General features: G+C 67.8%; 9 protein-coding genes. 6 read left to right on the top strand and 3 right to left on the bottom strand.

Features of this window, described 5'->3' with window-relative positions; genetic code table 11:
- Positions 1 to 44: 44 nt before the first annotated feature.
- Positions 45 to 2,519, bottom strand: a complete 2,475-nt coding sequence (locus tag ISP14_RS17800; protein WP_404542512.1) for an acyl-CoA dehydrogenase — start codon at positions 2,517 to 2,519, stop codon at positions 45 to 47.
- 19 nt (positions 2,520 to 2,538) lie between these two features.
- Positions 2,539 to 3,456 carry an alpha/beta fold hydrolase gene (locus ISP14_RS17795; protein ID WP_404542511.1) on the bottom strand — a complete coding sequence of 306 codons (918 nt, stop codon included), beginning with the start codon at positions 3,454 to 3,456 and terminating at the stop codon, positions 2,539 to 2,541.
- Positions 3,457 to 3,564: 108 nt separating this feature from the next.
- Here ISP14_RS17795 and ISP14_RS17790 point away from each other — a divergent pair, with 108 nt between their 5' ends.
- The 5 genes from ISP14_RS17790 to ISP14_RS17770 all read left to right on the top strand — a co-directional run bounded on the left by ISP14_RS17790 (position 3,565) and on the right by ISP14_RS17770 (position 8,101).
- Positions 3,565 to 4,143 carry a TetR/AcrR family transcriptional regulator gene (locus ISP14_RS17790; protein ID WP_404542508.1) on the top strand — a complete coding sequence of 193 codons (579 nt, stop codon included), beginning with the start codon at positions 3,565 to 3,567 and terminating at the stop codon, positions 4,141 to 4,143.
- A gap of 136 nt (positions 4,144 to 4,279) precedes the next feature.
- Positions 4,280 to 6,067 carry a phosphoenolpyruvate carboxykinase (GTP) gene (locus ISP14_RS17785; RefSeq protein WP_404542506.1) on the top strand — a complete coding sequence of 596 codons (1,788 nt, stop codon included), beginning with the start codon at positions 4,280 to 4,282 and terminating at the stop codon, positions 6,065 to 6,067.
- A gap of 114 nt (positions 6,068 to 6,181) precedes the next feature.
- On the top strand, positions 6,182 to 6,730 hold the full coding sequence (locus ISP14_RS17780; protein WP_404542504.1) for an RNA polymerase sigma factor: 549 nt from the start codon (positions 6,182 to 6,184) through the stop codon (positions 6,728 to 6,730).
- A complete protein-coding gene (locus ISP14_RS17775; protein ID WP_404542501.1) occupies positions 6,727 to 7,176 on the top strand; it encodes a hypothetical protein in 450 nt (149 codons plus the stop codon). The genes ISP14_RS17780 and ISP14_RS17775 overlap by 4 nt, the downstream gene beginning before the upstream one ends.
- Positions 7,177 to 7,195: 19 nt before the next feature.
- Positions 7,196 to 8,101, top strand: coding sequence for a DUF4097 family beta strand repeat-containing protein (locus tag ISP14_RS17770; protein ID WP_404542499.1), 906 nt, complete (start codon positions 7,196 to 7,198; stop codon positions 8,099 to 8,101).
- Between the two features lie 56 nt (positions 8,102 to 8,157).
- On the opposite strand, the gene ISP14_RS17765 is transcribed toward ISP14_RS17770, so the two are convergent.
- A complete protein-coding gene (locus tag ISP14_RS17765) occupies positions 8,158 to 9,072 on the bottom strand; it encodes a hypothetical protein (RefSeq protein ID WP_404542498.1) in 915 nt (304 codons plus the stop codon).
- Between the two features lie 233 nt (positions 9,073 to 9,305).
- Here ISP14_RS17765 and ISP14_RS17760 point away from each other — a divergent pair, with 233 nt between their 5' ends.
- The gene (locus ISP14_RS17760) at positions 9,306 to 12,200 is read left to right on the top strand and encodes a bifunctional diguanylate cyclase/phosphodiesterase (protein WP_404542497.1); all 2,895 of its coding nucleotides are present in this window, start codon (positions 9,306 to 9,308) and stop codon (positions 12,198 to 12,200) included.
- The last annotated feature ends 19 nt before the right edge of the window (positions 12,201 to 12,219 follow it).

The raw sequence follows: 12,219 nt of genomic DNA, 5'->3' as shown, positions 1-12,219 counted from the left end.
GGCGACGCGCGCCCCGTTCGTTGCTTACCACGGCTGCGACGCGGCTACGCCACGTCGGCCAGAGGCTTGCGCTGCTCGTCCATGCGCGCCGACGCCGCACGCAGCTCGGACGGATCGAAGTCGTCCACCGAGATGAACTCGAACACCGCCGCGTGGACCCGCTTCAGCAGATCGTGCTCGGCCTGGCCGATGACGTTGGCGGCCAATGCCTCGGCCAGCTGGCCGTCGTAGTCGTGCGCCTTGAACTGGCCAGCCTTCAGGCCCTTCAGGAACTTGCGCTCCACCGGCTCGGCGGCGATCACGTCGGGCAGCAGCGCGTTCATGCGGCCAACCGTGTTGTTCGCGGTGGGCGTGAGGTACACCCATTCCGTGAGGCGCGCGCGCGCTTCGTTCGGCGCGGTGAGCAACGCCGCCACGCGACGGCCCAGGCGATCGGTCGGCGGCACCTCGCGGCGGCCCAGCGGGAACACCAGCGCGCGCAGCAGCCACGCCACCGGACGCACCGGGAAGTTGCGGATCGCGCCGTCCAGCGCGTTCTGGATCAGCCACATGCACTCGTGGAAACCCCAGGCGAGGAAGGGGCGATCCGCCTCCGGCCGGCCGGTGTCCTCGTAGCGCTTGAGCATCGCGCTGGCGATATACAGGTAGCTCAGCACGTCGCCTAGACGCGCCGAGAGCTTCTCCTTGAACTTCAGCTTCCCGCCCAGCACGCCCATGAAGGTGTCGGCGCACAGCGCCAGCGCCGCGGAGTAGCGGTTGAGCTTGCGGTAGTAGCGGCGCGTGTAAGCATCGCCCGCGGCTTCGCCCATGCGGCCGCCGGACAGCCCCATCGCGAAGCTGCGCACGGCGTTGGAGAAGCCGAAGCCGATGTGTCCGAACAGCGCCTTGTCGAAGCTGCGCAGGCGATCGCCGTAGTCAGCGATCGACAGCGCCTGCATTTCCTTCAGCACGTAGGGATGGCAGCGGATCGCGCCCTGGCCGAAGATCATCAGGCTGCGCGTCATGATGTTCGCGCCTTCCACCGTGATCGCGATCGGCACGCTGGACCAGCCGCGCCCGGCGTAGTTCTTCGGGCCGAGCTGCACCGCCTTGCCGCCGTGCACGTCCATGGTGTCGCCGGCCACCACGCGCGCCCATTCGGTGGCGTGGTACTTGGCGATCGCCGACGGCACCGCCGGCTTCTCGCCGCGATCCACCGCCGCGGCGGTGGCGCGCGACAGCGCCGTGGTGGCGTAGGTGAGACCGCCGATGCGGCCGAGCGCTTCCTCCACACCCTCGAAGCGGGCGATGGCGAGGCCGAATTGCTTGCGCATGCGCGCGTATGCGCCGGTGGCTGCGGCCGAGCCGCGCATGGCGCCGGTGGCATTCGACGGCAGCGAGATCGCACGCCCCACCGACAGGCATTCCACCAGCATGCGCCAGCCGTGGCCGGCCATGTGCGGTCCGCCGATGAGTGTGCTGAGCGGCGCGAACACGTCCTTGCCGTGGATCGGACCGTTCTGGAACGGGATGTTGAGCGGGAAATGGCGGCGGCCGATCTCCAGCCCCGGCGTCGAACGCGGCAGCAAGGCGAGGGTGATGCCGAGGTCATCCTTGTCGCCGAGCAGGCGCTCGGGGTCGTACATGCGGAAGGCCAGGCCCACCACCGTGGCGATCGGCGCCAGCGTGATGTAGCGCTTGTCGAAGGTGAGCTTCACGCCCAGTGTCTCGACGCCGTCCACCACCTGCTTGCAGACGATGCCGTAATCGGGAATCGAGGTGGCATCGGAACCGGCGTAGGGGCCGGTGAGCGCGAAACAGGGGATCTCCTCGCCCACCGCGAGGCGTGGCAGGTAGTAGTTTTTCTGCTCGTCCGAGCCGTAGTGCAGCAGCAGCTCCGCCGGGCCCAGCGAGTTCGGCACCGCCACCGTGGACGCCACCGTGGCCGACATCGTCGACAGCTTCTGCAACACCGCCGAATGCGCCAGCGCGGAGAACTGCAGGCCGCCGTACTGCTTCGGAATGATCATGCCGAAGAACCGGTGCTTCTTGATGAAGGCCCAGATTTCCGGCGGCAGGTCGGCCAGCTCGTGGGTGATCTGCCAGTCGTCGATCATCGCGCAGAGCTCTTCCACCGGGCCGTCGAGGAAGGCTTGTTCCTCCACGCTCAGCTCGGGCTTCGGCTGCTTCAGCAGCTCGTGCCAGTCCGGCTTGCCGGAGAACAGCTCGCCCTCGAAGCCCACCGTGCCGGCTTCCAGCGCGGTCTGTTCGGTCTCCGACAGTTTCGGCGTGACCTTGGCGAACAGCTTCAGCAGCAGCGCGGTGATCTGCCGGCGGCGAAAACCGTCCATCAGCAACGGCACCGCGATGCCTAGCTCGACGATCAGCAGCAGGATCATCGTCCACGGCGCGCCGGCCGCCAGGCCCACGACCAGCGTGGCCACAGGGGCGGCGACTGCGAACATGCGCAGGCTGCTGCGGTGGTAGGCGCAGGCGCCGCTCGCGATGAGCGCCGCCAGCAGGGTCAGTATCACGGCCATCTCGACATCCTCGTTGCGGTCATGCTTGTTGCGGTCGGGCGATGCGCGCGCCCGGCCGGGCGTCTGCATCGTCCAGTGAATGAATGAAACCTGCGATCTCGCGGGTGAACGCATCGTTGGCGTCGCCCGCCAGCATATGGGTGGCGCCGGCCACCTCGACGTGACGCGCGTGCGGCACCAGCTGCAGGAATTCGGCGACCGTGGCGTGCGAGACCACGTCGCTGCGCTCGCCCGAGAGCAGCAGCACCGGCACGTCCACCCGGGCTGCGGCGGCGAGCAGGCGCGGCTGGTAGCGCTCGCTCTCCTGCACCAGATCGCCGCCCAGCAGAGCCGGGTCCCAATGCCAGCGCAGGCGGCCATCGACGCCTTCGCGCAGCAGCGGGCGCAACTGCTCCTCGCTCTTGCGGCCACTGCGTTGCGGCAGGTAGACGGCAATCTCCTCGGCGGCCTCGGCATAGCCGGCGAAGCCATCCGGGTGCGCCTGCATGAAGGCGAGGATGCGTTCCACGCCGCGGGTCTCCCAGCGCGGCGTGATGTCCACCAGCACCAGCGCGCGGAACGGTGCCGGCCGCGTTTCGCCGGCGGCCACCAGCCCCAGCAGGCCGCCCATCGAGGCGCCCACCAGGATCGGCGGTGCCGGTTGCGCGCGCGCCAGCATCAGCATGTCGTCGGCGAACTGCTGCATGTGATAGCTGCCGCCTGGCAGGGGGTCGCTCTCGCCATGGCCACGCGCATCGAAGCTGACGCAGCGGCAACCTCGCGCCGCCAGCGTCGCAGCTGCGCCGGTCCACGCGCGGCGGGTCTGGCCGAAGCCGTGCGCGAACAGCAGGGTTGGCGCACTGTCGGCACCATGTGCTTCCACGGCCAGACGCAGGCCGTCGCCGGTCGCGGCGAACTCGGTACGGCTGGCGGATGTCGATGGCGCGAATTTGTCCATACGGGTGAGTATGGATCGCCCGATCCAGCACAGTCAACCCGGTACCGCCCGACCCGGCGTGCCGCTGCCGTGGATTACAAAGCCGGGCACAGCGGCTACCATACGGTCATGGATTCCAGCCCCAAACCGGAACGCACCCGCCTTACCGCGGAAGATTGGGAAGTTGCCGCCCTGCAGATGATCGCCGACCAAGGCGTGGGCGCACTGGCCGTCGAGGCCCTGGCTCGCCAATTGGGCGTCACCAAGGGCAGCTTCTACTGGCATTTCCGCACCCGCGAGGCCTTGCTGCAGGCAGCGCTGGAGCGCTGGGAGCAGTACGGCGAGCGCGAAGTGCTGGGCCAGATCGAACAGATCGCCGATCCGCGCCAGCGTCTGCCCGAGCTGTTCCGCCGCGTGGCGCACGAACTGCAGCCGCACCGCGTCTACGCCGCCCTGTTGAAAGCACTGGACCATCCGCTGGTGGTGCCGGTGATGGCGCGGGTATCGCAGCGGCGCACCGAATTTCTCAACACTGCCTATCGCGAAGCCGGCCTGCCGCCGCGCGAGGCACTGAATCGCGCGCGGCTTACCTACGCCGCCTACGTCGGTTTCCTGCAACTGAACTTCACCCTGGGCCTGCCGCGCATCAACCACGAGGAATTCGACACCTACGTGGAACACATGATCGCTACTCTGATCCCGGCCTGATCCACCCCGTAAAGAGCTTGCGAAACGGCGCCACGGCGCCGTTTTTTCCATCTCCTGCTGCATGCAACCTTGCAATGCCAGTGCATGCAAACTACGGTTCCTCCTCTCTTTTGTCACAAGACCAGTGAGGAACACGATGGCAAGCACCTTGGAAGCGCTCGAACGCTGGGTCAACGAGGTGGCGGCACTCACCCGCCCCGCGCAGATCCACTGGTGCGATGGCTCGGAGGACGAGTACCGCACCCTGGTGCAGCAGATGCTGGCCGACGGTACCCTGATCGAGCTGAACCAGCAGACGCACCCGGGCTGCTACCTGCACCGCTCCCACCCGTCCGATGTGGCACGCGTCGAGCACCTCACCCTGGTCTGCCACCCGAACCAGGAAGACACCGGCCCGAACAACCACTGGATGGATCCGGCCGAGGCGCACGCAAAGATGGACGCGCTATTCGCGGGCTGCATGGAAGGGCGCACCATGTACGTGATCCCGTACTGCATGGGCCCGATCGACTCGCCGCTGTCGCGCTGCGGCGTGGAGATCACCGACAGCCCCTACGTGGTCGCCAACATGAAGATCATGACCCGCATGGGCAAGGCGGCGCAGGAGCGGATCGAGCGCGAGGGCCTGCTCTCGGACGGCGTGTTCGTGAAAGGCCTGCACTCCACCGGTGAGCTCGACCCGGATCGCCGTTTCATCATGCACTTCCCCGAGGAGCGCACGATCAAGTCCTATGGCTCCGGCTACGGCGGCAACGCTCTGCTGGGCAAGAAGTGCCACGCGCTGCGCATTGCCTCCAACCAGGCTCGCGACGAGGGCTGGCTGGCGGAGCACATGCTGATCGTGGGCATCGAGAATCCCCGGGGCGAAACCCATTACATCGCGGCTGCCTTCCCCTCTGCCTGCGGCAAGACCAACCTCGCGATGCTGATCCCGCCGGAGGGCTACCGCAGGGACGGCTGGAAGGTGTGGACGGTGGGCGACGACATCTGCTGGATGCGCCCGGGCGCGGACGGCCGGTTGTACGCCATCAACCCCGAGGCCGGCTTCTTCGGCGTGGCGCCGGGTACCAGCGACAGCAGCAATCCGAACGCACTGAAGAGCATTGCGCGCGACACCATCTTCACCAACGTTGCCGTCACCGCCGACAACCAGCCGTGGTGGGAAGGCCTGCCCGGCACGCCGGTCACCGACTGGCAAGGCCGCCCCTACGACCCGGCCAACGGCCCGGCCGCGCACCCGAACTCGCGTTTCACCGTAAGCGCAAAGCAGTGCCCCACCTGGTCGCCGAAGGCCGAGGACGCGCAAGGCGTGCCGATCAGCGCCATTGTGTTCGGCGGCCGCCGCCCCTCGCTGTTGCCGCTGGTGATGGAAGCGCGCGACTGGACCCATGGCGTGTTGATGGGTGCGGCGATGGGCTCGGAAACCACCGCCGCGGCCACCGGCGCGGTCGGCGTGCTGCGCCGCGACTCGATGGCGATGAAGCCGTTCGCCGGCTACCACTACGGCGACTACTTCGCGCATTGGCTGTCATTCGATCGCCCAGGCGCCAGGCTGCCGAAGATCTACCACGTCAACTGGTTCCGCAAAGGAAGGGACGGCAAGTTCCTTTGGCCGGGCTTCGGCGACAACCTGCGCGTGCTGGAATGGATGATCAACCGCGTAGAAGGCAAGGTCAGCGGCGTGGAGACGCCGATCGGCACCTTGCCCGCCACCGGTGAACTGAAGCTCGATGGCCTCGCCATCGATCCCGCCACGATGGACGAGCTGCTGACGATGGATCGTGCGGGCTGGCAGGCCGAGCTCGCCGCCATCGGCGACTACCTCGACGGTTTTGCACCGCGCCTGCCCGCGGCCCTGCGCGCCGAGCAACAACGCGTGGCCGGAGCGCTGGGCGACATGCCGCGCGAGGCGGCCACCGCTTGAGAGTCCGTTTGCATCGTCGCGGACCGATCCGGCCGCGGCGATGCAAACCCTGGCGCCACGGGCGGCATCCAAGCTGGCAAGATGATCGCCGCCTGTCCAACCACCGACCGTTCGATGCCGCCAGCCCCCGTTGCCGCAGACAACGACACCGACGACGTGCGCGCGGCGGTGGCTGGCGACCGCCATGCGTTCCAGCGGCTGTACCGCCGGCACGTCGACCGCATCCACGGCGCGGTATACCGGCTTGCCGGCTACGACCACGCCCGCGCCGAGGACCTCACCCAGGAGGCCTTCGTGCGCGCCTGGCAGAAGCTGCCCGGCTTCCGCTTCGAGAGCGCCTTCGGCACCTGGTTGTACCGGTTGTCGATCAACGTGGCGCTGATGGAGATCCGCGCCCGCCGCGCCGATCCGGTTGGCTACGTGGACGAGGAGAGCTTGCCCGAACAAGGCGAGACGCCGTTCTGCGCCGCCGAGCGCAAGGAGCTCGAACGCGCCATCGGCAAGCTGCCGCCGCGCGCACGCGCCGTGCTGGTACTGCACGATGTGGAAGGCTGGCGGCACGAGGAAATCGGCGACGAACTGGACATGGCCGTCGGCACATCCAAAGCGCAACTGCACCGGGCACGGCAGTTGCTGCGCAAGGCCTTGGGAGAAACACCATGAACGAATTCGAATGGCGGCAGCAGATGCGGAACCTGCGCCAGCCGACGGCACCGCGCCGCGACCTGTGGAACGCGATCGACGCCGCGCTGGAAGCGCGCGGTGACCATGCGCCGGCCACGCCGGTCACGCACCACGCATCGCCGCAGCCCTGGTTGCTGGCCGCAGCGCTGGCCGCCGCCTTCCTGCTGGCAGGCGGCATCGGCCTGCGCCTGCATCGCAACGCCAGCCCCATGATGGACGGCGCAGCTGCGCTGGCGCGCGCGCCATCGCCCTGGAACCCGTCCGATCCGCGCTTCAGTGGCGCGGCGATCGAACTGGATGCGGCGCGACTCGAATTGCGGCAGGCCATGCAGCAATCCCCCCACTCACCATCGTTGCAGCGCCTGCTGGCGCGTACCGAACAACAACAGACGCAACTGCGCCAACTCGTCCACGAGGCCGGCTGAACCACCGCCAGGAACGACCATGAAAATCTCCCGTTACGCTCCACTGTTGCTGTGCCTGTGCATCGGCCAGGCCCTGGCCGACACGCCGATCAACCTGCAGCATGCAGCCACGCCCACCGCGCGCATCAGCATCAGCAACGTCGCCGGCGAAGTGCACGTCACCGCCTGGGATCGTCCTGCGGTGCAGGTGGGCGGCCAACTCGGCGACGGCGCCAAACCGCTGGCGATCACCGGCAGCGACGGCAACCTCACGATCCAGGTGCAGCCGCAGGGCAGCAGCGGCAGTTGGTTCAACTGGGGCAACGACAGTCACATGGGACCGACCACGCTGGATCTGCGCGTGCCGCGCGGCGCCACGCTGGACGTGCGCGTGGTCAGCGCGCCACTGGTGATCGACGGCATGGACGGCGGCAGCATCACCGTCAACGCGGTGAGCGGCCGCGCACGGATCAACGCCCGTACGCCCTCGCTCAATGTCGACAGCGTCAGCGGCAACATCGAACTGGCCGGCCATGCCACGCAGGCCAACCTGCAGACGGTCAGCGGCGACATCCTCGCCCCCGTACTGGGCGAACAGGCGAAGCTGCAGACTATCTCCGGCCGCATCCAGGCCAACGGCGGCCCGTGGCGCCAGTTAACACTGAGCACGGTGTCGGGCGACGTGCAGCTCGCGGGCGGCCTCACGCCGGACGGCAAGCTCGGTGTCGACAGCATGAGCGGCAACGTGCAACTGCAACTGCCTGCCGGTACCTCCGCCGCCGTACATGCCAGCAGTTTCAGCGGCGATCTGCGCAGCGATTTCGGCACGGCGCAGAAATCCGAACACGGCCCCGGCAGCAAGCTCGACGCGCGCATCGGCAGCGGCAGCGGCGCGATCGACATCCAGACGTTCAGCGGCGACCTGCGCATCCGCACGTCGAACTGAACCGCGCACTCCCAAACGAAAACGCCGTCGCTATGCGACGGCGTTTTCGTTTGGGATCAGAGATCCTGGTGATATTGCACGTAAGGCGTGCGCGACTGGTCCGGCTCGGGACCCATCGGCGTGTTCGCCGGCGTGCCCGACGACCACAGGTTCTGCGCGCCCACGCTCAGCGAGCCCTGCCACGGCAGGTGCCAGGTCACGCCAAGATCGATGCTGTTCCAGCGACGGTCGGGACCGTAGTTGTTGCCCGGCACGCCGGCCAACGGCTGCATGGTGCGACCGATCAGGGTGCCGCTGACGGGGCCGTGGTCGACACCGAAACTGATCGCCTTCTGATCCAGCGTGCTGATGCCCAGCAGGTTGCCGGGCAGCAGGTGGATACGCCCAACGCTGGCGCCCACGTCGATGCCGCTCTTGCTGCCCAGCGCCAGTCGGCCCTGCGCATTGAACTGGGAGCTGCTGTCGAAACCGGAAAGGCCATCGACGCTCGGCGCCACGCCGGGCAACACGCGCGGCAGGCTGGGGATGCTGTTCGGGGTGCTGTTGGTACCCACGCTCAAGCCGAGGCTGTAACGCCCATCGCTGTAGGTGGCACCCACCTCGCTACCGACCACTCGCAGCAGGCTGTTGACCCAGGACTGCTGACTGACATCGGCATGCGCCTGCCAATTCTGCGTCAGGCCGTATTGCAGGCCCGTGCTCATCACGCTGGTTGCGTCGACGGCATGGAAGGACAGCGGGGAGTCGCGCTGGGTCAGCGCGCCGTTGCGGCTGTCTGCCTTGAGCACGAGCAGGCGGCCGTCCGTGCCACGCCACAACGGCACCACCAGACCCGGCTGTACCTCAGCGACCTGCGCCGGCGGCTGCTTCAGCAGTTGCGCCGCCAGCTTGCCGTTGGCGTCGTCCACGCCTTGCCCGGCCGCCGCGAACGGCAGCAGGCACAGCAGCAATGGAACGAACAGGCGACGCATGGCAAACCATCCGATGCAGTGGATATCGGCCGTATTTGGCGACCAAACTATATCTCATTTTACATTTAACTAACACCCCCACAAGCCCTCGGTACAGTAATCGATGGCATCCTGTGACAAGCGTCTCTATAGACCGGCTTGCGCTCCGCGGGGTTCCTGCTGGCGGCGGTACCGGTTCGCAGGATATAAGGGGCGACGCAGCCTTTCCCGACTCGCTGGGCCCGACCTCATTCATGAATGCAGCCCCCACTTCACGCCATACGCCAGCGCCGCCCACGGCTGACGGACTGGGTGGCGTGCCGGCGGCGATCGAGCAGCTGCTGAAGGCCCACGACAATGCCAGCGTGCTGGAAATCTGCGAGCGCCTGCTGAAGGACTTCGGAATAGCCGGCCGGCTGCAGTGGCGGCCACTGGATGCCGACGATGCCGAGCCAGCCGGCTGGCGGCTCGACCTGGCCGAAGACACCCAGCGCCAGCACATACTCACGCTGAGCTGCGACGAACCGGTCGCCGATACCGTCCGCGACAAGCTGGCCTGGCTGGGCCGCTTGGCGGACACCCGCCTGCGCCAGTTGGCCGAATCCAGCCGCCTGTACGAGGCGATCTCGCGCCTGGCGCTGGCCGAACGCCTGCAGCGCGCGCTCTATGCAATCGCCGAGCAGGCCAGCGCCGAGCACGACATGCCCGCGCTGATGCGCTCGCTGCACACCATCGTCAGCAGCCTGATGTACGCGGAAAATTTCTATATCGCGCTGTACGACCAGGCCAGCGACAGCGTGCGCTTCCCGTACTACGTCGATACCCTCGATACCGAACCGCCCACCCCGGGGCGCAGCGTTCCGTTGCACGAACTGCTGCACGGCATCACCTGGAACCTGCTGCGCCAGGGGCGGCCGCTGTTCGGCGCCGCCGACGAGCTGGCGCAGGAGCTCGGCGGGCAGTTCCAGCTGCATGGCCCGCGTTGCGAACACTGCATTGGTGTGCCGCTGTTCCGCGCCGGGCAGGTCGTCGGCTGCATCGTGGTGCAGAGCTATCGCGCCAACGTGCGCTACACCCGGCACGACCTCGACCTGCTTAGCTACGTGGCGCAACACGTGCAGACGGCGATCGAGCGGCGCAGCGCCCACGTTGAACTGGAACGCCGGGTTGCCGACCGCACCACTGCGCTGCGCGAGGCAAACCGCGTGCTGCGCCAGCAGGTGCTGCAACGCCAGCGCGGCGAACGGCTGCAGGCATCGCTGTTCCGCATCGCCGAACTGGCCAGCACCACCGACAGTCTGGAGGATTTCTACCCCGCTGTGCACCGCGTGATCGGCGGCCTGCTGTATGCGCGCAACTTCTACATCGCGCTGAGCGAAGAGGAAAACCAGCTGATCACCTTCCCCTATTCGGTGGACGAGGTGGACAGCGAGCGGCCGCCACGCAGCCACGGCGGCGGCGCCACCGAATACGTGCAGCGCACCGGCCGGCCGCTGCTGGCCGACGCGGCGACGATCGACCGGCTGTTCGCCGCCGGCGAGATCACCCGCTTCGGCTCGCGCTCGGTGTGCTGGCTCGGCGTGCCGTTGATCTGGGGCGACAAGGTGCGCGGCGTGCTCGCGGTGCAGAGTTACTCGCCCGAACATACCTACACCGAGCGCGACCAGGAGCTGCTGACCTTCGTCAGCTACCACGTCGCCAACGCCCTGCAGCGCAAGCACGCCGACGCCACGCTCAAGCAGGCCTACGCCAGCCTCGAGCGCCGTGTGGTCGAGCGCACCCGCGCGCTGGGCCTGGCCAACCGCGACCTGCGCGAGCAGATCGCCGAGCGTGAGCGCATCGAGCGCCGGCTGAAGTACGAGACCCTGCACGACTCGCTCACCGGACTGCCCAACCGCACCCTGCTGCTGCAACGGCTGGAGCAGGCCATGCAGCGCTACCAGACGAACCCGAAAGAGCAGTTCGCGGTGTTGTTTATCGACCTCGACCGCTTCAAGGTGATCAACGATTCGGTCGGCCACCTGGTCGGCGACGACCTGCTGTTCCAGGTCGGCGGCCGCATTCGTGCCTGCCTGAAGACCCGCGACGTGGTGGCGCGACTGGGTGGCGACGAGTTCGCCGTGCTGCTGGAGCACGTGTCCGACGCGGCCGCGGCGCGACGGATCGCCGAACACGTGCTGGGTGAACTGCAGACGCCGTTCCGGCTGGGTGCGCGCGAGATATTCACCTCCGCCTCGATCGGCATCGCGATGGCCGGCGCGCACTATCGCCAGCCCGAGGAATTGCTGCGCGACGCCGACTCGGCCATGTACCACGCCAAGGACGGCGGCCGCCATCGCGCCTCGCTGTTCGACGATCGCCTGCGCCGCGAGGCGTTGTCGCTGCTGCGCATGGAAAGCGACCTGCGCCATGCGCTGACCCGCCGCGAGTTCGTGCCGTTCTACCAGCCGATCGTCTCGCTGGTCGATGGCCACGTCACCGGCTACGAGGCCCTGCTGCGCTGGAACCACCCCGAACGCGGCCTGCTGCTGCCGCAGGACTTCCTGCTGATCGCCGAGGATACCGGTTGCGCCGAAGCGATCGACTGGCTGATCTTCGAGCAGGTCTTCGCCCAGGTCACCCAGCTGGTCGGCGACAAGGGCACCGTCAGCATCAACGTCTCCGGCCTGCATTTCCGCTACGCCGATTTCGACGCCCGCCTGCTTGCGCTGCTGGAGAAGCATCGCGTACCGCCGTCCAGCATCCGCATCGAGGTGATCGAGCGCACCCTGCTGGACAATCCCACCCAGGTGAAGCAAATGCTACAGAACCTGCGCCACCAGGGCGTGGGCATCGCGCTCGACGATTTCGGCACGGGCTATTCCTCGCTGAGCTACCTGCACCAGTACCCGTTCGACACGCTGAAGGTCGACCGCTCCTTCGTCACCGAGCTCGGCGACGACCGCAAGGACCAGGGCACGGCGGTGATCCGCGCGATCCAGGTGCTGGCCGATTCGCTGGGCATGCAGGTGATCGCCGAAGGCATCGAGCAGGCCGCGCAGCGGCAGGCCCTGCTCGATGTGGGCTGCCGCTTCGGCCAGGGTTTCCTGTTCGCCCAGCCACAGGCCGCCGAATACTGGCTGCGCCCGGAGCGCCGCCTGTCACGGTAGGCGACGGCGCCCCGCCCGG

The organism is Dyella agri (assembly GCF_044904705.1).
GTDB classification, from domain to species: domain Bacteria; phylum Pseudomonadota; class Gammaproteobacteria; order Xanthomonadales; family Rhodanobacteraceae; genus Rhodanobacter_A; species Rhodanobacter_A agri.
Note: the sequence above shows the minus strand (reverse complement) of the source record. Positions and strands in the feature narration are given on the sequence as shown.